Consider the following 20,328-nt stretch of genomic DNA (forward strand, 5'->3'; position numbering starts at 1 on the left):
GGTAAACGACATGTTGAGCCCGCACGAAGTGGCCACGTTGCTGCTGTTGAAGGATGCGCCTGAACGAATTGATTCGGATCGGGCAGAGCTTGGCGCGCTCCGCGAACTGCAGTTGATTGCGAATGAGCCAGCTGGGCCGGGCTTCCGGTTACCTCACGTGACGCCGCGCGGCGACGCCGTGCTGCGAGCGTTCGCACGGGTCCGCTGACCGGTGCGCAGACAACGTATCTGACGACCTATACACGTTGGGTGGGCCGCCTGCGCCGCCGCTCGGCAATCGTGTGCACGAACAGCTTCGCCAGTGACTGTCGCTGAGCACCGCAGCGCGCAGCGGGGACTTCGTCACGGTCGCTAATCACACCACCATTCTCCCCGCGCGGGGAACGAGTTATGCGACAGCTCGAATAGGGGCCCCGGGTGCGATATGCCAGATTCTCGGTGAAAAGTTATCGGGAGAGTCGCAGCTGCGGCTCGATCTCCGAAGTGGACGCAAAAGTCTATTGCTGCCGCTTCAAAGCGACTGACACTACGCTCGCGCCAGCTTATGAAATATCTCGCCCGGGCTGCCGCACTTGCTGGCCTGGCCATCGCGGTCTGGCTCGTCTGGCACGCCGACGCGCTGAAGGTGCTCGGTTTGATGCGCGCGGCCGGCGCCGGGCTCGCGCTTGCAGGGATGGTCCACATTCTGCCGATGCTCGCCAACGCGTCGGCGAGTCGGTGCGCATCGATCAATCGATCAGTGAGCTCTGGCATCGGCCCGGCGTCATCATCCGCTACCTGCTCATCTGGCAATCACTCCAATGCATCGCGACGGCGCTCGAGCTATGGCTCGCGCTCTATTTTCTGTCGGCAAAAGCAGGTTTCCTGCAGGCAGTCGTACTCGAGTCGCTCATCCAGGCGCTCAGTAGCGTCGCGTTCTTTGTGCCTGGCGCACTCGGCGTTCAGGAAGGTGGATTTCTGCTGATCGGCACGGTGCTTGGTTTCCATCCGCAGCTTTGCCTCGCGCTCGCGGGTGCGCGCCGTATTCGTGACATCATCGTCTTTCTGCCTGGACTGATCGCCTGGCAGGTGGAGGAGTGGCGCGACAAGCGGCGACTTCGTACCGAGGGAGGTCGGGGCCCGAATCATGATGGGAGGCACAGGAAAACATGATGCGGTCGTGGTGTTCGGCGCCTTCGATCGCCACAACCTGGGTGACCTGCTGTTCCCTCACGTCGTCGCAAAACTGCTTGCGTGCGACGACGTGATCTTCGCCGGGCTCGCGGAGCGCGACCTGCGCGTCCACGGCGGCCACGCTGTTCAGGCGCTCGCGCAACTGGCCGCCGAACGCGGCAAGGACCGTGTGCATATCGTGCACGCAGGCGGCGAGATCCTGACTTGCGGCGACTGGGAGGCGGCGGTGATGCTGCTGCCGTGGGACCAGGCACAGAAGATCATCGCGCGACTGGAAACGCACAACGACGAGCGACGCGCGTGGGCACGTGCGCTGACGCGTCTCGATGCGCTTGCCCCCTACATGACGTCTCGCGCGATGTTTCCCTGTGCGTCGAGCGTTATTTATCAAGCGGCCGGCGGCGTCGATGTGGAGCGACTTGATCCCGGGATGCGGGCAGAAGTTCTGTCGAAGCTCGCGCAAGCCGACGACGTCAGCGTGCGTGACATCCACACCCAGAACGGGCTCGCCGCAGCAGGCATTCTCGCGCGGCTCGTGCCGGATCCGGCGGTGATGGTGACGGAGCTGTTCGGCGCGAACATTCGCGCGTCCAAGGAACGAAGCGGCGTGGCGGATTTGCAAAGGGCGTTTCCCGAGGGGTATGTCGCCGTGCAGTTCAGTGCGGATTTCGGCGACGACGGAACGCTCGGTGTGCTTGCGCGCGAGCTCGATCGCGTGTCGAACGAGAGCGGGCTCGGTATTGTGTTATTTCGAGCGGGTGCGGCGCCCTGGCATGACGATATGGCCTGCTACGAGCGGGTTGCGGCACGGATGAAGGTCTCACGTACGCAACTCTTCCGTTCGCTGGAGATATGGGACATCTGCGCACTGATCGCAGACGCCACGGCCTACGCGGGAAGCAGCCTGCACGGACGGATCGTCGCGCTGGCGTGCGGCTTGCCGCGGGTGAACTTCTTCCATCCGGCGCGCGCGAACGACACGACGAAACAGTCCGCGTTTGCCGCGACGTGGGAGCCAGCGTGCGTGCCGGGCAGCGTCGGGATCGAGGCACTTTCTCAAGCAATGCTCCATGCCCTGACGATCGACCGGACGTTGCTGCGGCGCACGGCCACACACCTCACCGCTCGCTATCGCGATGGATTCGCGCAGACGCGAGCGGCAATGGGTTCTGCTTGAAATGCAGGGCCTCGCGCGACGAGCGGTGTCGGCGCGGTCGTGTAATCTCGCGAAGCTCGATCGTTCTTTGCTCAGCCCGCGTGTACGAGCGAGCGTGTGGTGCGAACCGTGGACGGCCGGTCGCGCAGCAGCAGTGGCATCAAGCGCCGATTGGCTGTCTGCGCCGCCCATTCGCAATACGCGGGGCTGCCGAGCACCCAGCCGTTGAGCGTCGACTGCATCAGGTTATTGATCTCGCGTTCGTCAACAGGCTGTGCGCCCAGATCGCGATAAGCCTGGTGGCGCTCGAACGGCGTATTGCCGAGCGCCCGGTACAGTGGATGGTCCTTGATGAACCTATCGACACGCAGCCCGATGTGGTGCGCGCAGCTCGACCACGGGTAGTTTCCCGGCTCGGCCGCCAGGCCCTTGCGCACCGGCCCCTGATCGATGATCTGGCTCGCGAGCAGGAAATACCGGTCGGGCTCAATCACTGTCGCCCGGTACTCGCCACGCCATACCGCACCGCGGCGTCCATGGCGGCGGTTGAAGGTCTCGGCATAGCGACGGCCAACCGCCTGCATTGCCATGGCGACGCTCGACTCGTACGAAGGCGTGACGAGGAACTGTACCGCATCAGGCATGAGCACCCATGCATGGACCGCCAGATCGGCGACGCGCGCTGCGTCTGCCACGCAGGCGAGGAAGTACAGGTAGTCTCCTTCGTCCATGAAAGCGGGCCCCGCGAGTCCCTGCAAGATAACGTGCTGCGGTTGATCGGGGACGTAGTGCCGTGCAAGCCGTGCCATGCTGAATTAACCGGAGATCCGATGTGAGAAAGCGGTCCGACAGATATCGGACGCGGGACCGTGTGTAACGTGCTAGAGGAAATTCTATCGATCATGTTCGTGCATCTGCATCACGAACAGGCCTTTTTTATGGCCTCTGTTCGTCGATTTGCCGATCGCAGCCAGTGTCTCTTATGCCAATGCTGAATTGCAGCGCCGCGCTCGGACGTTGATCGACGAACGCTTCGCATCGCAGCTCTATCCCTTGTCGAACAGACTTGAAACCCGCGAGATCGTTTTCGCGGTCAGAACCAGCAATGCACCAGCGATGCTGTAATCGACGTGATGCATAACGTCGGCCAGATGGAAAACGGATAGCGCAATGATCGGGTGGTACATCGCACGGCTTATCAGGCGTTTCATCGGTGTCTCACGCTACTGTGTTTGCGCGAAGCGGTCAGTTGCTGTGCTTGAACCGATTCGTGCAAGTTGGGTGATGCGCCAGGTTTCCAGAGTCCGAGGAAGGCTTGTTGGCGAAGTACGGATGACGCCGATCCGTGATGTTCCTTCCTGTCATGAACTCTGCCCGCGGCAAGCCATTGCCGTCCTGTCCGTGCGTCGATCTTTCTTGTCCGATCGTCCACTTCCTGCCGATAAGCCTCGCGCGAAACGCCAGTAAGGGAATTGTCATCAAGTGAGGTTGCGGGTATAACATGGAGCCCTTGGCCATCCTGACGAATAAACGGCGGCCAGGTTTCTCGCCCGGGAAACGCATTTCACGCGAGCTATCCATGGATGCAGTTTCTGATGTTCTGCGCGCTGTTCGTCTGAGCGGCGCCGTGTTTCTGAACGGGACACTCACCGCGCCGTGGTGTCTGATCGGTCGCACCGATGCATCGCTCTGCGGCGCTTACTTGCCGCCTTCCGAGCGCGTCGTTTCTTATCATCTGATCATAGAGGGGAGTTGCTGGGCGAAGCTGGCCGACGATCCCGGTTCGGCGATTCACGTCCATGCCGGCGAACTGATCGTGGTGCCTCAGGGTGAAACGCACCTCATCGGCAGCGCGATCGATATCTCCCCTGTGCCGTCGGACTCGCTACTGGCCGGGCAGATGGCGACAGCACCCGGTGAAGTGATGACGCTGTCCTATGGCGGCGGGGGCGCTGTGACGCGCATCGTGTGCGGCTTTCTGGCCTGCGACGATACTTTGAGCAATCCGCTGCTCTCATCGCTGCCGCGACTGTTCAAGATCGACATGCGCCAGGATCCGCGTGCGGCATGGCTCGAGTCGTCTCTCAAACTTGCTGCCGCGGAAGCGGCCGACTCGCGCGCGGGCGGCACGATTGTGCTTGCCAGGCTATCGGAACTGCTGTTTGTCGAAGCAATCCGTAGCTGTATTGAAGCGCTACCTGATAACCAGACCGGGTGGCTCGCCGGCGTGCGTGACCGCTACGTTGGACGCGCGCTCTCGCTGCTTCATGCGCAGGCGGCGCATGCGTGGACCGTCGAGGAACTTGCGCGCAAAGTGGGCCTGTCGCGTTCCGCGTTGGCGCAACGCTTTACCGATCTTCTGGGGCAGCCGCCCATGCAATACCTCGCGAGATGGCGCATGCAGATTGCGGCGCACGAACTTCTGATCGGTAGCAAGCCGCTCAACGCCGTTGCGGAACAGATTGGCTATGAGTCGGAAGCCGCATTCAGTCGCGCGTTCAGACGCGAATTCGGCATGCCGCCGGCCGGCTGGCGCAAGAGCAAAGGAAAGTCGAACGGCGTGGCCACATCAGCGCAGCACGCGCAACCTACGCATGGCGTTGCCGCACTGGGGGATCAGTGATGCCTGCCGTGACGCGCCGCGCTGTCTCTACCCACTCAATTGTCGACCTGTGCGACCAACGTGACGAAACGGCGTTTCAGTCATATCGTCCGGCGACTCGATCATAGAACTTCAAGACTCCCAATCGTAAATTGAGCGTGCCGGAAAGCCAGATCCTTCGACTGGCTCTGCCCGGTGAATCGACACTCAACGCTAGACCGCGTGGCGGTCCATATTGGGAGAACTTCCATGAACGCAATATTGCAGCTGTCCGATCGCGATCGCTACGCCCGATGCATTCGCGCTTCGAAGATGGTCAGTTGGGACATCGACCGTGACGTGATTGGAGGCCGTACCTTCGACATGGCCCAGAAGTATTTGCCGGACGGGCTGTCGCTGGTGCCGGATTTCATCATGCTCTCGGAGGCTGAGAAGCGGTTCGTCAGCCAGATTCAGGGGCGCACATACGCGAACGTGTTCGGGCTCGTCGAGCGCTTCATTAACGCCAAGGTGCTGGAAGTGAGCCGCGACTACTGGCTCGGCGATCAGGTGGCGCTCGAAGCGCTCGTGCGTTTCAGCGACGAAGAGCTTAAACACCAGGCGCTGTTTCGCCGCATCGAAAAAATGATCGGCGAAACGCTGCCCGCGGGTTACCGCTTCGACGTCGATCCCGATGCGCTTGCCGCCGTGGTCCTCGGCAAGAGCACCTGGGCGGTGCTGGCCATGACGCTGCATATTGAACTCTTCTCGCAAATTCACTACCGCCAGAGCATTCATCCTGACGATCAGTTATCCGAGCTGTTCAAGGATGTATTTCTGTACCACTGGAAGGAAGAAAGTCAGCACGCCATTCTCGATGAACTGGAATGGAAGCGGCACGACGCTACGCTGACAGATGCGGCGCGCGACAACGCGGTCAACGAGTTCATCGACCTGATGATTGCGGTCGATGGCATTTTGCGCGGGCAGGCGACAGCGGACTCGCGGTATTTCATCGCGAACTGCGGGCGTGCCGTCGTCGAGGCAGAAGCCATGTCGATCGAAGCGAATTTCCATCATGCCTACCGGTGGCAGTACCTCCATTCCGGTATGCATCACCCCCATTTCGCGGAAGTGCTCGATCGGCTCGTCTCCGAAGAGCAGGGGATGCGTATCCGCGCCGCACTCGCCACGCTGCATTGAGCGAGCCCGAACGCACACGAATCATCCAGCTAAAGGTGCGCGCGGCGAGGATCTGCGTTTCATCAGTCGAGTCCCTCGTGCTTCATGGCAAGCTGAACGGCCGGACGCGCGCGCATCAGTTCGGCAAAGTTTCGCAATTTCTCCGGCACTTCGATGCCTACCTTTTTGGCCCAGAGCAGCATCGTGAACAGATAGGCGTCCGCCACACTCGCTTCGCTGCCGAACAGGTATTCGCCCTTGAACATGGTGGCGATCAACTGGAAGCGTTGACCGAGCTTCTCGCGCGCTGCCGTTGCTTCAGCATCCGAAGTGGGCTTGAAAACACGGCTGAACTGTTTGTGGATTTCCGTCGAAATGAACGCGAGCATCTCGAGCAGGCGCAGGCTGCCGGGTTCGCTATTCGGCGCAAGGGCAGGCTTGCGCTGTGCGACCCACGAAAGAATCGCGATATTCTCGGTAAGCCGTTGACCATCATCCATTTCGAGGGTTGGGACGTAACTCTTTGGATTGATCCGATTGAACTGCTCCCCAGTCTCGGTCTCCTTGGACTTCAAGTCGACGCGAATCCTTTCGAAAGTGAGATCGGCCTCGTGCATTGCGATATGGTCGGCGAGGCTGCAGGCACCAGGCGAATAGTAGAGCTTCATGACAGGGGTCCCTTTTCGTGAGATGAACTGAACCGTTTCAACGCAGCAAAGGGCGTGCCGCCGCCGTCGATACCTGGGACGAGAGTTCGACGTCGAGCGTCGATTGCGATGGATGAACTTTGGCATAATTGCCGCATCGCTGCGCCGGGCACTGTCCGTTTTGACTCGCGCCACGTCCACAAGGGTCTTTCGTCATGGTTCGTGGAGCGGCTTCAGATAGCTTGAATAAATGTAGCCATCCGAACCCGGATCGCAATCGCAGCAGGGCAGGGCGACGGCCAGCACAGGAGAGACCATGCGGTCGGAAGTGAAGTCCGGCGTGCGCCTGAGACGTTATGCAATCACGGTGACGGCCGTCATCGTTGGCCTGCTTGTCGTCGGACGCATCACCGGCATCGTGGTCAACTGGCTCTGGTTCTCTTCGATCGGCTATGGTGGCGTTTTCTGGACCATCCTCTGCGCGAGAGCGCTGCTGTTTGCCACGGTGTTCGCAGTCTCGGCGTGCGCGATATGGCTGTCCGGGATTTTGGCGCATCGTTACGCGAGGCGCGTCGATGTCTTGCGAGCGCAATCTGTAGATCGATCGGGTCCGACGGAAGTTGCCGTTGAACTGTCTGAACTGATCGCGCCGCACGTTCCCTGGCGCTCCAGTATTGCCTGCGCCGCGGTCGTCCTGGGGTTGGTTATTGCCGCTAGCGAAGTCTCGAACTGGGACCTCGCGCTTCGCTTCATTTATCAGGTCCCTGTTGGCGAACGCGATCCGATCTTTGACAGGGATATCGGCTTTTATCTGTTCTCGCTCCCCGCGTATGTCGCACTCAAGAACTGGCTGCTGCAGCTAATCTTCTGGAGCGCGATCGTGGCAGGTGCTGTCTACGGGTTGCGCGGTGACATCGCGCTGGAGCGGCCACCACGCACGCTCTCGGCCGCCCCCATCACTCATGGTTCGGCACTGCTCGGTTTGTTCTTTGCGGTGAAGGCCTGGTCGTGGTGGCTCGACCGCTTTCTGCTGCTCTACGGCGACAACGGCGTCGTGGTCGGCGCCAGCTATACCGATGTCCACGTCGAGTTGCCGGTCCTGTGGATGCTTGTCGGCCTTGCCGCGGCCTCATCCGTTGCCCTTTGGATCAACATGCGCCGACGGAGCCATCTGCAACCCGTCGTTCTGGCGCTGCTCGTATTCGGCAGTTCGTTTGTGTTCGCTGTGATCTATCCGTCGCTGTTTGAGCGCTTCTATGTCAAACCGAGCGAGCTGAAACTGGAAACACCCTATATCGAGCACACTATCGCGCTAACGCGACAGGCTTACGGCCTCGCAAAGATCGAGGTTAAACCGTTTGAGGCCGAGCAGGGACTGACTCTCGACTCGCTGCAAGCCAATCGGGCGACCATCGACAACATCCGGCTATGGGATGTGCAACCGCTGATGGATACCTATGCACAGTTGCAGGAGATCAGGACTTACTACAAATTTATTTCGGTGGACATCGACCGCTATCAGCTTGACGCCGGATACAGACAGGTAATGCTGTCGGCGCGTGAACTGGAACCGGCGATGCTTCCGACCAACGCCCAAACCTGGGTGAACCTGCGCCTTATCTTTACTCACGGCATCGGCGTCGTGATGTCGCCAGTCACCGAGAAATCCACCGAGGGCTTACCGTTTTTCTATCTGCGCGATATTCCGCCAGTCTCCAACGGCGGCCCGGCCATTCGCGAACCACGTCTTTATTTCAGCGAAGGCCGCCAGGACTACGTCATCGTGAACGGCAACGTAGCTGAGTTCGACTATCCCCAACGGCCGACTAATGCCTACACGACATATAGCGGGCGCGATGGCGTCAGCATCGGCAGTGTGGCACGCCGGAGTCTGTTCGCCTGGCAGCTCGACGATCCGAACATCCTGCTGAGCGGCTATATCACAGACAAGAGCCGGATCCTGCTTCATCGCAACATTCAGGACCGCGTGCGTACGATCGCGCCATTCCTGACTCTCGATCATGACCCCTATGTCGTCGCAAGCAATGGGCGCCTGTTCTGGATCCAGGACGCTTACACCGTCAGCCAGTGGTTTCCTTACTCCCGGCCGGGTTTCGGCGACGGCGCCAATTACATCCGAAACGCCGTCAAGGTCGTGGTCGATGCATATAACGGCACGGTCGATTTCTACGTCAGCGATCCCGCCGATCCGCTCCTGCGCACATACGAGCGCATCTTCCCGGGTTCGTTCAAGCCTTTGGACGCGATGCCACCGGAGCTGCGAAAGCATATCCGCTATCCCGAAGATCTGTTCCTGATCCAGGCGCAGCTCTACCGCGCTTATCATATGGATGCGCCGGAGATCTTCTACAACCGCGAGGATCTGTGGCAGTTTCCCCAGGAGCTGGTCGGAATGGATGGTGGAAGCACGGCCAGCACGATGCCGCCGTATTACACGATCATGCGACTCCCCGGCGACGCACGCGCCGAGTTCATCCTCATGCTGCCGATGGTGCCGAGCCAGCGGGAGAACATGATTGCCTGGCTGGCGGCGCGTTGCGATCCGCCCGGGTACGGCAAGCTCGTCGTGTACACCTTTCCCAAGGACAAGCTGATCTATGGGCCGTTTCAGATCGAAGCGCGGATTCAGCAGAATACCGAGATCTCGCAGCAGATCTCGTTGTGGAACCAGATGGGCTCACGCGTCATTCGCGGTCATCTCGTGGTCGTGCCGATCGAGAACTCGATCCTCTACGTTTCGCCGCTCTATTTGCGCGCGGCGTCCGGTCAGTTGCCGGAGTTGAAGCGGGTGATTGCCGCCTATGGGGACCGTGTGGTGATGGAGAACACTCTGGATGAGGCGCTGGCGGCGCTTTTCAGTGAGACCGCACAAGCGGCATCGCCAGCCCGAGGCACCGTGGACGCTCGCGCGAGAGAGGCACTTGTCCACTATGACCGCGCCATCGAGCGACTGAAGGCGGGAGACTGGAGCGGCTTCGGCGCGGAACTGGATGCCCTCCGGCCGTTGCTCGAGGCACTCGGCGCTGGCCGTTCCGATGATCGGAAGTGACCAACGGGACGATCAATGCGGCTCGCCGAGGCAAGCGTCGGCAACATCGACGATCGGCTCGCTGTCGGCGTGAGCTTGAGGAAACCGGTCAACGCACTTGATCTGAACGTAGGTCCACCACGTTCCCGGTGGATCGTGACCCAGCCACAACACAGTGGCTGCGACCTTGGTTCGCAGCCCCCATTGGCGCCAGTCAGCACCTGTTGGCGAAAAGTTTCCGTGAATGTCCTTGTACAGGTTACGGTCCAACCCGTATCGCTTCAGATAGGGCGGGTTGATGCGCTCCTCGGGCGTAGCCGGCTCGCCGCGCGCGATGTCCGCTTGCGCCAGGGCCGCGTCCCGGCGGAAATCGCTCACGGCACGGCCGACCACCGACAGCTCGAACAGCAATGCCCCGCCAACTGCCATGCAAGTCGCGGTAATGCAAAGCGAGAGCGCCCAAAGCACCCGCCTTCGGGTCGTCGGTGTCTTCATCACTGTCGACCTCCTACCGGCATCGGGATTCGCCGCCATGCCCGGCGCTTCGTTCGCCATTCAAATGGCCGCTCGGCTTTGTCGCAACGGATTTGAGATGGTCGACGGCAGTCGCGTCAGACAGAGCGGCCCCCTTGCCTCGTCAGCAAGAGCCAAGCCGGTTCGCGGTCCGGTACGGGTACTTCAGGCCCTTTGTAGAAGGTCAATCGCCTTTTCGGCATCGTCCAACGAGTCGACCGCGAGATACGCAATGAACTGCGTGCCAAGTACAGCGGCCGAGACGCCGCGAAGGTTGATCCCCCCATCCGCCAACATCTGGGTCAATTGCGCGATGATGCCCAACTGGTCCAGACCCATTACACGGACGGAGTGAAGGCTCGGGGTGACGCTGAACCCCGCCTGTGTGGCGGCACGGATCGCACTTTCTCCCTGTAGCGGAGCGACAAACACGACTCCCTTACCCGCTGCCTCTGGCGTTCGACGTGCCACGACGAACTGCAAGTCGACACCAGCATCCCGCAAGACGCTTAAGACCTTCGCAAGGCCTCCCGGTTTATCGTCGATGGTAGCTGCCCAAACCTCGACCCGTTCCACGCTCAGTTCCATGGCCGTCCCTCCCGGCTCGAACCTCATTAGAAAAATCTACTTCACGAACGCCATGCCGGCAAGGACTGTCGGACTACGCGCCGGTCGGCGATCCGTGTCCAACTTGCTGCTACTGAGCATCTGTATCAAGATCAAGTCGCCTCATCACAAACAGGCGACTCTCATGACAGACGATCCCGATGGCGATCCTGCTACCGATCCCGACAAACTGAAAGGCCCAGGCGGCATGAGTTTGAGGCAGATCCACGAACAGGTGCAGAAGTCCGTCCAGCGCGACTGCGAAGCGCAGACTGCGCGCCACGCGCCCGCTCCAACGCAAAGCCGCTGGCAGCGGTGGGTTCGCTATGTGTGGGGCCGTAGCGGGCGGCGCTAACCGCAGTGTGATCAGGGACGTGCTGGTCGCAGACCAGACTCGTTGCATCGTGAAGTCCGCATTGCATCTACCCGGCTACCCATTTGGGTGGTGTGCGCCCCCCGTCGTTCTGTCATTGTGAACGCGTCGTCATACGCTAGCTGGACAGGCGAGCAAACGTCGACGCGAAGCACTGGCAGGTCGCACGCAATTGACAGGAGGCTTGAAATGGAAACCACATCCTCGAGCGGAAATCCTTTGATGGATCTCTCGGACAATCTGGCAGACATCGTCGCGCGAGTCGGGCGGAGTGTCGTCGCAGTACACGGCCGACATCGCATGCCGTCGAGTGGCGTAATCTGGCGACGTGGCGTCGTCGTGACGGCTGCACACACGCTCAGGCGTGAGGACGGCATCGAAGTCACATTGACCGACGGCCGTACGGTCGCCGCAGTCCTCGCGGGCCTGGATCTGGGGTCCGACGTCGGCGTGCTGAAACTGGACGGCGTGGACCTCGACCCGATCGATTCTGGCGACGCCCACTCACTGAAGCCGGGTCATCTTGCGCTCGCCGTCGCACGTGCGGACGATTCCGGCGTCAGCGCTGATTTTGGCGTGATCGGCAGCATAGGTGGTCCCTGGCGCACATGGAAAGGCGGACAACTCGATGCGTTCGTGCGACTGGACGGCGGTCTGCGCCCGGGTTTCTCCGGGGCGGCCCTCGCGGACATGCGCGGGCAGGTCATCGGCATCTGCACCTCGGCACTGATGCGCGGCGCCGGCATCGTGATTCCGGGGATGACCGTGGAGCGCGTCACCGATGAACTGTTGGCTAAAGGGCGCGTCTCGCGGGGCTACCTTGGTGTCGGCACGCAGCGGGTCGGCCTGCTGGACGCCTGGGTCAATAAAATGAACCTGTCGTTCAGCAGTGGATTGCTGATCAATTCGCTTGCGCCGGGCGGCCCTGCGGAGCAGGCGGGCGTGCTGATAGGCGATGTACTGATCGAACTGGACGGCAAGCCTTGCCGCGACATGGGCGACGTAAGTGCGGCGCTGGGCTCCGCAAGCATTGGGCAGCAGTTGCACATCGCCTTGATCCGAGGCGGCGAGCGCCACGCGTGTTCGGTAACGGTGGGCGAACGGCCCCAACGGAATTCGTGCAGGTGACGTCCGGGAAGCGACCAAATGTCGGATGGACAGACGATACGGAGGGCGCCTTTACGGGTCGTAGTGATTGCGGCATCGTGGCAAGAGCGCGCAAGCCTGCAAGCGCTTGTCGAGGCGAACCCGGCACTTGAGTTCCTGGGTAGCGCGCCCGACGCCGAAAAGCTCGTCGATTGCCTCGCCGGATCGGTGCCGGATGTGGTCGTCACCGACATCGCGCCGGAGGCGAGCGATGCGCTCAAGACGCTACTCGAACTCTCGCCCGCGTCACCGTCGCTCGTCCTGTTGAGCGACGACCCGGACAGCGACTGGATCTTCGATGCGTTGCCCGCCGATGCGGTGGCTATCCTGCCGCGCAACGCGATGCCAGCTGAAATCGTCGTGTCCATCGAAGCCGTCGCCGCAGGCCTTTGCGTGCTGACGCCCGACATCCTCGCAAGGCTGCTGGCCGAAACAAGCCCGTCGCGCCAGAAGGGATCCGGCGAACCATTCGAAGCCTTGACGTTACGAGAGATCGAAGTGCTGGCGATGCTCGCCGACGGACTCGGCAACAAGGAGATCGCGCGGCACCTCGACATCTCGGACAACACGGTGAAATTCCACCTCTCGTCAATCTTCGGCAAACTCGGTGCGACCAACCGCACCGAAGCGGTGATGCTCGGCATGCGGCACGGATTCATCATGGTGTAGACAAGCTCGCGTTTCTCTACCCACGACACCAGACGACGTCATGCTCGAACGTTTTCCACCAACGTGGCAATCTGCACGAACTCGACATCAGGGCGTACCCCGTAGAGACCGGTGACCCGGTCGAGCAGTTCATTGGTGAAGAACGCCTTGGCTGCGTCCTCTGATTCCCAAACGTAGAAGTTCGTGGCCTCACGCCTGGCGGAATTGAGCGTGAAAGCCTTTGAACGTAGCCCTTGCATTCCTTCAAACCTTGCACGTGCGGTCTCGGCAATCGTCCGCACGGCTCGTTCATCGAAATTGTCGCCGTAGCGAAACGTAACGAATACACCGATCATGTCGTACTCCTTTGGAGGCTGTTATCAACATTAGCTTCGACGGAAGAGTCCATCTTGACGAGAACTGCACGCGCTCGGACTCGCGAATGCAGGTGTGACCGCGCTTAGCTGGGTTACGCCAGTTCAATACGCTTGTTGTCAGGCGGCTCGCTCGATTGCTGGCGAGAAAGCGGTAGCGCAGACCTCCGCTTGCCTCGCCAGACGCGCCAGGCAATGGCCGGGCTCAGCAGCGACGGCGGCGGGACCATCAGGTTGACAACCTTCAGAAACGCGGTTGCCAGCGTGCTGTCGCGGGTTGCGGCAACGTGAAGCCAGCCGATGTACCAGTTGATGAAACGCAGCATCGGCCGCCGCGGGCCCTTGACGAGCGGATTGCGAAGGTCGTTGCCAACCGCGATGTCCCACGCGATGTCGACGATTTTCGCGGCCTGCCTGAAGAACCGCCGCGCAAGATCGTTCGAGCCCGCGCAACGCAGACACCGCTGCAGCGTCAGCGCCTCTTGCGCCGCGACCGTCATGCCCTGTCCGTAGACCGGATTGAAGCTGCAGATAGCGTCACCGAAAACCAGGTAATTCCCGGGAAAGCGTGCAAGTGTCTCGTACCGGCGGCGCAGACTGGAGACGTAGCGGTAGCGCCTGTAGCCGCTCATCGGCTCCGCTGTGGCGACAATGTCATGAATTTCCATGGTCGGCAGCGTCGCCAGATACGCGAGAAAGCCCTCATCGTTGTCGGGTGCCTCGTCGCCGAGAAAACCCCCGGTACTGACGATCCAACTGTCGCTCTCCTGCGCGAGGATGACGCCGTTGCGCCAGTTCGGCTCACTCCCGGCGACGACGACGCCGAGCTTGCCGTCAAGATCAGTCGGCCGACGTCGATAGGTCCGGGTGGTGTAGCCGATGCCGACCTCGACCTTCTCGCTGACGGGAGCTCGGTAGCCGAGCTCTTCGAGCCACATCGCGCTGGACGAGCCGCGTCCAGTCGCATCGACGACAAGGTCCGCGTCGACGGTCTCTTCGGGCCTGCCTTCGGCACGTATGCGCACACCTGTCACGCGCTCGCGGGCGGAGTCGCTGGCGAGCCCTCGCACTGCGCAATTCTCGATGGCGCGCACGTTCGGCAGTTCCAGGAGCCGCCGTCGCAGATGGCCTTCGAGCACGGGACGGCTCGCAAGCAGCCCGGTCAGGTCGCTCTTGCCATTGGCAAGCGTGACGTTGCGTCCGATCCAGAGCAGATCGTTAGCGACATCGCCGAGCAACCCGCCGCTCTCCGCGACGACCTCACTGTTATATCCGGGAAAGAATTCCTCGAGCACAGCGCTGCCGCGGGCGAGAAGCCCATGAGTGTGACGACCCTGCGGGACGCCTTTGCGCCAGGTGTCCGCTGCCGGAAACGCATCGCGTTCGAGCACGGTCACGGTGGAATAGAAATCCGATAGCGCGCGTGCGGCCAGCAGCCCACCCATTCCGGCGCCTATCACGATCGCATGCTTACCCAGGTTCTTCATGGCAAAGCCTCCAGTGCGATCCGCCGCAATGAGTGCAGCGATGATCGTCTGCCGTGCATGGTAGGATCGACGCGTCCCCTGAGCGTCCCCTGGACGCCGTCATGGAGGGTCGCACTACGATGGCTCTATTCAGCGTGCGGACGCTTGGTTTTCCGGAGATCCGTCGGGACGACCGGCCATGTCCGATAGGCTTGCGCAAAGGTCTGGCCCTGCTGGTCTATCTGGCGGAAGCGAAGGGCCCAGTCGGGCGCGACGTCGTCGCGACCATGTTGTGGCCGGATAGTGGCGAAGATGTCGTTCGCGTTCGGCTGCGGCGCCTCATGTACCGCCTCCAGCTCACGCTGGGCGACGACGTCCTGACCACCGACCGGTCGACGCTTCGATGGTCATCAGCGACCGACCTGCAAATTGATTCGCAACTGTTCGAGCAAGCCTGTGACGTCGGCGAGTTCGAGCGGGCATGCCGTCACTATCCAGCGACTTTCTCGAGGGTTTCTCGCCTGGCGATTGCCCGCAGTTCGACGAGTGGGCTTTCTTTCGCCGTGAGGCCTTGCGGGGTAGGGCGATCCACGCGCTGGAACGGGTGGTGCAGGACAGGCATGCGGCCGGCGACTACGCGGCTGCGGCTGTGTACGCCGGCCGTCTCGTTCAGCTGGACCCATTCAGCGAAGCGTATGCGCGGCACCTCATCCGCAATCTCCTGCTCGCCGGGGACCGGGCTACGGCCGAGCGCCACTTCGATGCCTTGACCCAGCGCCTTCGCGACGCGCTCGATGTGGCGCCCGAAACCGAGACCCGTGAGCTACTGAACGCCGCCACCACGCTGCCGATCGAGGCCCCGCCGCCGACGCGCTATGTCTCGGGCGGCGGCGTTCATCTCGCCTTCCAGACCTACGGCACCGGCAGCATCGATATCCTGCTGCTGCCTGGATTCGTGTCCCACGTCGAACGGGTTTGGGAGGAACCCCGCTGCCGGACGTTCCTGTCCTCTCTCGCTGAGATGGGCCGGCTCATCCTGCTCGATCGTCGCGGCATCGGGCTTTCCGACCGTATCGGGTTCAACCCCGGCGTCGACGCAACCGCGCAGGACATCGGCACGGTGCTCGACGCCGCCGCGAGCCGCCGGGTGGTGCTGTTCGGTGCGTCCGAGGGCGGACCGGCATGCATCAAATTTGCCGCTGATCACCCCGATCGAGTCACTGGCCTAGTCCTGTTCGGCTCGCTGGCCAAGGGAAGTGCGACGCCAGACTATCCGCACGCGCTGCAGGCTAGTCAGTATGACGTGTGGCTCCAGCAACTCGTCGCGGCTTGGGGCGGGCCTGCGGGCATCGAAACGTTCGCGCCGAGCCTATCTCGCGATCCTCAGGCGAGAGCCTGGTGGGCGGGCTTGCTGCGGGCCGCGTCGAGCCCGGGAGCCATCAAGGGCGTGCTCGAGGCGTTGCGCGATACGGATGTGCGGGACCTGTTGGGTCGGATTTCAACTCCGGCTCTGGTGCTGCACCGTCACGACGACCACGCCGTTCGAATTGGCGCTGGCCGGCATCTTGCCAGCCACATCGCACAGGCGCGATACGTCGAACTCGACGGCGTCGATCACTGGGTTTTCGCGGGCGACCAGAGAGCCGTCCTCGCCAGCGTCAGACAATTTGTCGGCAGTCTCGCCGCATGACTGAAAATAAACATGCTGGGGTTGCCGCAATGCGTCGAGCCTCATCACGCGCGACCTCATGGATACCGCGCACGATTTTGCCAACCGGCGTTTTCGGGCAGCGCCGATCCTTTATCGCACCGCCCGACCACGTACGGCCTGCAGGAGGCACCCGGAATGGCTCATGACTGGATCACCAAGCCGCAGCTCGATCAGTTCAAGGGACTGCAACGACTGTATGCCAGCAACCAGGATTTCGATTTCGGCTGGTGGTGTGCATATTTCTGGAAGGAAGCGCGTGCGTCGGGCGGCCGGCTCGATCCGGGTGACGAGAAACTCAAGGCGTTGTTTGTCAGGGTCTATCGCGATCCGACACTGCCGACAATGAACTTCGTTCAGCGCAAGACGGCCGGCGCGACCATCGTGGTCCAGCAGGCCGCATCCTGGCCCGACACCGACGCCGACAAACGGGCGGTCCTGGAACTCGCCCTCGAGATCGGCTTCAAGGACATACCGGGCGGCCCGGCAGCCGGGGGCATTGCGCGCGGCCTCGAGGTGCGGCGCTACTTCCGCAACAAGCTGCGGCTGAGGACGGCGGGCGGTGGCCGCCTGATCCTACCGGTCGGATGCCGGGGCGAAGGGCGCGACTTCGCGACGGTCAGGGAGCACGGCGGCGCGCTCAACCGAGTCGATCTCGGCCTCAACAACATGGGACAGCCGTGGCATCCATTCAGCCAGGCACCGCACAAGGACCGGATGTACTTTCGGGTCGCGTCGGGTGACAACTGCCTGTTCTCGGTGCTGAGCGTCGCCGAGACCATGAAGCTTTCGGTCGGTTTTCCGCTGATCGAGGACGAGCAGATCTTCAAATTTCCGTCTGCTCTGATCATGCACTGGACTCGAAGCCAACTGGAACAGGCACGCGCTAACGACGTGTTGCTGGCCCGCGTCACCTGCACGGTCAACGGCACGCAGCGCACCGGCGTGTTCTTGGCCACGCAGTCGTACGCCTATTCATTCAAGGTGCTAGGCGACGCGGTGCACACCCAGGACTTTCTCGAAAACGAAATGGGCGGCGTGCAGGACCAGTGCATCGAGCGCGGCGTGCGCGAGGTGGCGCTGCAAGATTTTCTGTTCGGTCTGAAGCTGCGCCGGATTCATCTCGGCCCGACGCGCGGACATGGCGTAATCGCCTTTATCGAACAGGTGCGCTACCAGATGGGCGGCGACTGGCACGAGAACGTCGAGCGCGCTCTGTATGCCCAGCGTCATTTCGACAGTGACAGGCAGGCTGCCGATGCCGTGCTTGATCCGCTCGAAGCGCAGATACAGGTCGGGCGCATCGAAGGCGAACGTCTGGTTGACGGCAACGCGGTCCAGATCCAGTCGATCGACCAGTGGGCGCTCAGCTACGAGCAGTTCCGCCAGGTAATCGACGAGCCACGCAATCAGCATTTCGGCCAACCCGTGTACTTCGGCGCGACGAGCTGACGTCGAAGATGTCGGTTCTTCCTTGCGAGCCACCCAGACCGTGCCGCGGTACATCGCGGATGTACCGCAACGCGAAGATCACTCGCCGGGCACGCAGCACCTTGCTGATCCCACCTTGCGCTCGCAGATTCTCGACCGAAGAAATGTCTGCGAATACTGAAAGACCCGCGTTGGGATCGACGTACACGTTCGCTTTTCACCGCGCTACCTATTGCGCGGGCGTTGTATGTGGGGTTGTGCTAACCATAGACCACGCTGTGGCAGAAGCCGGCTCAGTTTCTGCCGCTCGACCGCATTTTCGAGCGCTCATTCGAACGACTGCTCCACTTCGTGACCCGCCGGATACTCAACGCGGACTCCTCGGCCAATGCCGACCTTGGGGTGGGCTGGATTCTACGTCGGCAATGTGATGGATTGCCGACGGTAGCGGCGTCGAGCAGCCGGGCGACAGCTTCCGGCATCGCGAACTCACACTCCCGACCCTTCTCGGTCGTTCGTTGCGCTGACTACGGTGCGACAGCTTCCCGGAGACAGCGGTCTGTGGATATGAGTAGTGTGCGGCAGTTCGTCTACTGCGGTCATCTGCTCAGAAGACTTCGCGACCGCCTAGGCATCGAAATGGATTGTCACCGATACAAAATTCCGCGCGGGTCGCGGAGTGCCGGCGACAAGCAGCCCGCTTCTCAAGGCACCATCGCAGGATCGATCGCCCATTCGACGGGGGGTGAAAGACACGCGCGTTCACCAAAAATTAAGAGGCACTGCCGGACGAGGGCACATTATTGCGTATTTGAATTGCTTGTTCGATCTGATATGAAATGCCTCCTGCGTAAGGAGTGACGAACGACTCTAGCTCGATGAAATGATTGATTCGGTCGCTGTCCCTGTTGGAGGAAAACCCAAATGCGACAGGCTGGCTGACAGAGTGATGACGGCCAGTAGATTCGTTCGTAATAACCACGTTGACCGTGCGATAGATCACTTGAGTTTCCTTGGAGTGGATGATCCGGCCCAGCACCCACCAGAACGACTCCTGAGTTAGCGTAATGGATTTTGGGTGATCCAATTCCGATAGGGACAATTCGCCCCGTCCGGAATGAACTTTAAGCGCCTGAAGATTTGCGATGATGCCCGGTCGGCATTTTTCGGCTCGCTCGATTGCACGTCGTGCATTGAAGCAGAACTCGTGGACGGTATCTATCAGCATTGGGAGTTGCCGGCTGTAGATTGCATATCCTTCGGGCGTATCTTCAATTGTAGAGCGGGCAAAAGTGTATATGAGCGCAGCCCGTTCCAGGGCAGCATCGTGAAACCGCCACATGGCGGTCATCGTCGCATCGCGTACGGAAATATCCATTTGGACGTTTTCGACCTCAGTGGAATTGAGCCGCTATCGGAGTGTGAGGCAAAGCGAAAGACTGCAGAGCGTTCGCTGTCGTTGAAGCGAGCTGCGACGCTATCTCCATCACATCGCGCACCGCGGCTATAAATGTACTCCAGCCGACGATGGGCGAGCCCGATTATGCAGCATTGGAAGCACCTTGCAACCGCAAGACTGTTTTTGGGACCGATTAGACGCCCAAACGTCCCCGCAGTTGAGTTGCTGAACGACGCATTGTGGCCGAGGCCGTCGGCAGTAGCCGACCCCTTTCTGCCGTTCGCAACCTGATCTGGCCAACGGCAGCTTCTGGGGGCGGATTCAACCGGTGGATGCAACACACTGAAGACTGCGCAAGCAGTGGGAGTGTTGCAGATGAAACAGCGAAGCCGGATTTACTACAGCGAGAAGCAGAAAGCGCTGATGTGGGAACGTTGGCGGAAGGGAGAGTCTCTCCAGAAGATCGCCCAGCTTTTTGACCGGAACCACTCGTCTGTACAGGGGATTCTGGCTGAGACAGGTGGAATCCAGCCACCACAAAGGCATCGATCGGGATTGGCATTGACGCTGGAGGAGCGCGAAGAGATCTCACGGGCACTTGCGGCCGACGATTCGATCCAGTCAATCGCCATGCGACTTTCGCGAGCTCCCTCCACCCCTCCACCATCTGTCGTGAGATCAAACGTAACAGCGGCCCGGACGGCTATCGGGCAAGCCACGCCGATCAGCTCGCGTGGGATCGCGCGCAGCGACCCAAAGCCTGTAAACTGGTTGAGCACCGGATGTTGGCGCACATCGTGGCAGCCAAGCTACAACTGCAGTGGTCACCGCAGCAGATCGCCGGATGGCTCAGACGCGCGTACCCAGACAACGAGG

At 61.2% G+C, this 20,328-nt stretch carries 18 protein-coding genes and 2 pseudogenes; 12 read left to right on the top strand and 8 right to left on the bottom strand.

Annotated features, from left to right (window positions below; translation table 11 throughout):
• Nucleotides 1–10 precede the first annotated feature (10 nt).
• The 3 genes from F6X40_RS42795 (at nucleotide 11) to F6X40_RS32110 (ending at nucleotide 2,350) form a co-directional block, all read left to right on the top strand.
• Complete coding sequence (locus F6X40_RS42795; protein WP_184005715.1) at nucleotides 11–208, top strand: hypothetical protein; 198 nt, start codon at nucleotides 11–13, stop codon at nucleotides 206–208.
• A 275-nt stretch (nucleotides 209–483) separates the two neighbouring features.
• On the top strand, nucleotides 484–1,152 hold the full coding sequence (locus tag F6X40_RS32105; RefSeq protein WP_316251866.1) for a lysylphosphatidylglycerol synthase domain-containing protein: 669 nt from the start codon (nucleotides 484–486) through the stop codon (nucleotides 1,150–1,152).
• A complete protein-coding gene (locus F6X40_RS32110) occupies nucleotides 1,127–2,350 on the top strand; it encodes a polysaccharide pyruvyl transferase family protein (protein ID WP_187630583.1) in 1,224 nt (407 codons plus the stop codon). The genes F6X40_RS32105 and F6X40_RS32110 overlap by 26 nt, the downstream gene beginning before the upstream one ends.
• A 71-nt stretch (nucleotides 2,351–2,421) precedes the next feature.
• Here F6X40_RS32110 and F6X40_RS32115 read toward each other — a convergent pair whose 3' ends face one another.
• The gene (locus F6X40_RS32115; protein WP_187630584.1) at nucleotides 2,422–3,138 is read right to left on the bottom strand and encodes a transposase; all 717 of its coding nucleotides are present in this window, start codon (nucleotides 3,136–3,138) and stop codon (nucleotides 2,422–2,424) included.
• Nucleotides 3,139–3,375: 237 nt separating this feature from the next.
• A complete protein-coding gene (locus F6X40_RS32120) occupies nucleotides 3,376–3,540 on the bottom strand; it encodes a hypothetical protein (RefSeq protein WP_184069678.1) in 165 nt (54 codons plus the stop codon).
• A gap of 368 nt (nucleotides 3,541–3,908) precedes the next feature.
• On the opposite strand from F6X40_RS32120, the gene F6X40_RS32125 reads away from it, so the two are divergent.
• Nucleotides 3,909–4,952 (top strand): AraC family transcriptional regulator, encoded by a 1,044-nt coding sequence (locus F6X40_RS32125; protein ID WP_187630585.1) that lies wholly within the window; start codon nucleotides 3,909–3,911, stop codon nucleotides 4,950–4,952.
• Between the two features lie 228 nt (nucleotides 4,953–5,180).
• Nucleotides 5,181–6,113 (top strand): hypothetical protein, encoded by a 933-nt coding sequence (locus F6X40_RS32130; protein WP_187630586.1) that lies wholly within the window; start codon nucleotides 5,181–5,183, stop codon nucleotides 6,111–6,113.
• Between the two features lie 62 nt (nucleotides 6,114–6,175).
• Here the strand turns inward: F6X40_RS32130 and F6X40_RS32135 are convergent, their stop codons facing one another.
• The gene (locus F6X40_RS32135; RefSeq protein WP_090811025.1) at nucleotides 6,176–6,760 is read right to left on the bottom strand and encodes a glutathione binding-like protein; all 585 of its coding nucleotides are present in this window, start codon (nucleotides 6,758–6,760) and stop codon (nucleotides 6,176–6,178) included.
• Nucleotides 6,761–7,055: 295 nt separating this feature from the next.
• On the opposite strand from F6X40_RS32135, the gene F6X40_RS32140 reads away from it, so the two are divergent.
• Complete coding sequence (locus tag F6X40_RS32140) at nucleotides 7,056–9,809, top strand: UPF0182 family protein (RefSeq protein ID WP_187630587.1); 2,754 nt, start codon at nucleotides 7,056–7,058, stop codon at nucleotides 9,807–9,809.
• Between the two features lie 12 nt (nucleotides 9,810–9,821).
• Here F6X40_RS32140 and F6X40_RS32145 read toward each other — a convergent pair whose 3' ends face one another.
• Nucleotides 9,822–10,343: a hypothetical protein gene (locus F6X40_RS32145; protein ID WP_262421619.1), complete on the bottom strand. Its 522-nt coding sequence runs from the start codon at nucleotides 10,341–10,343 to the stop codon at nucleotides 9,822–9,824.
• A gap of 123 nt (nucleotides 10,344–10,466) precedes the next feature.
• A complete protein-coding gene (locus F6X40_RS32150) occupies nucleotides 10,467–10,889 on the bottom strand; it encodes an ACT domain-containing protein (protein WP_184044736.1) in 423 nt (140 codons plus the stop codon).
• A gap of 163 nt (nucleotides 10,890–11,052) precedes the next feature.
• Here F6X40_RS32150 and F6X40_RS32155 point away from each other — a divergent pair, with 163 nt between their 5' ends.
• The 3 genes from F6X40_RS32155 to F6X40_RS32165 all read left to right on the top strand — a co-directional run bounded on the left by F6X40_RS32155 (nucleotide 11,053) and on the right by F6X40_RS32165 (nucleotide 13,095).
• Nucleotides 11,053–11,262, top strand: a complete 210-nt coding sequence (locus F6X40_RS32155; protein WP_187630588.1) for a hypothetical protein — start codon at nucleotides 11,053–11,055, stop codon at nucleotides 11,260–11,262.
• A gap of 240 nt (nucleotides 11,263–11,502) precedes the next feature.
• The gene (locus F6X40_RS32160; RefSeq protein WP_187630596.1) at nucleotides 11,503–12,408 is read left to right on the top strand and encodes a S1C family serine protease; all 906 of its coding nucleotides are present in this window, start codon (nucleotides 11,503–11,505) and stop codon (nucleotides 12,406–12,408) included.
• Nucleotides 12,409–12,426: 18 nt separating this feature from the next.
• Nucleotides 12,427–13,095 (top strand): response regulator transcription factor, encoded by a 669-nt coding sequence (locus F6X40_RS32165; protein ID WP_187630589.1) that lies wholly within the window; start codon nucleotides 12,427–12,429, stop codon nucleotides 13,093–13,095.
• A 38-nt stretch (nucleotides 13,096–13,133) separates the two neighbouring features.
• Here the strand turns inward: F6X40_RS32165 and F6X40_RS32170 are convergent, their stop codons facing one another.
• Both F6X40_RS32170 and F6X40_RS32175 read right to left on the bottom strand, forming a co-directional pair.
• The gene (locus F6X40_RS32170) at nucleotides 13,134–13,430 is read right to left on the bottom strand and encodes a hypothetical protein (RefSeq protein ID WP_187630590.1); all 297 of its coding nucleotides are present in this window, start codon (nucleotides 13,428–13,430) and stop codon (nucleotides 13,134–13,136) included.
• A gap of 113 nt (nucleotides 13,431–13,543) precedes the next feature.
• Nucleotides 13,544–14,935, bottom strand: coding sequence for an FAD-dependent oxidoreductase (locus tag F6X40_RS32175; RefSeq protein WP_187630591.1), 1,392 nt, complete (start codon nucleotides 14,933–14,935; stop codon nucleotides 13,544–13,546).
• A 119-nt stretch (nucleotides 14,936–15,054) separates the two neighbouring features.
• Between F6X40_RS32175 and F6X40_RS32180 the strand changes: the two are divergent.
• Both F6X40_RS32180 and F6X40_RS32185 read left to right on the top strand, forming a co-directional pair.
• Nucleotides 15,055–16,604, top strand: a pseudogene (locus tag F6X40_RS32180) (alpha/beta fold hydrolase).
• Nucleotides 16,605–16,760: 156 nt separating this feature from the next.
• Nucleotides 16,761–18,074: a hypothetical protein gene (locus tag F6X40_RS32185; RefSeq protein WP_187630592.1), complete on the top strand. Its 1,314-nt coding sequence runs from the start codon at nucleotides 16,761–16,763 to the stop codon at nucleotides 18,072–18,074.
• A gap of 751 nt (nucleotides 18,075–18,825) precedes the next feature.
• On the opposite strand, the gene F6X40_RS32190 is transcribed toward F6X40_RS32185, so the two are convergent.
• Nucleotides 18,826–19,431 carry a hypothetical protein gene (locus F6X40_RS32190; protein ID WP_187630593.1) on the bottom strand — a complete coding sequence of 202 codons (606 nt, stop codon included), beginning with the start codon at nucleotides 19,429–19,431 and terminating at the stop codon, nucleotides 18,826–18,828.
• Nucleotides 19,432–19,827: 396 nt separating this feature from the next.
• On the opposite strand from F6X40_RS32190, the pseudogene F6X40_RS32195 reads away from it, so the two are divergent.
• Nucleotides 19,828–20,328 (top strand): annotated as a pseudogene (locus F6X40_RS32195) (transposase); the annotation flags it as partial.

It is taken from the genome of Paraburkholderia sp. UCT31, from assembly GCF_014397655.1.
GTDB classification, from domain to species: domain Bacteria; phylum Pseudomonadota; class Gammaproteobacteria; order Burkholderiales; family Burkholderiaceae; genus Paraburkholderia; species Paraburkholderia tuberum.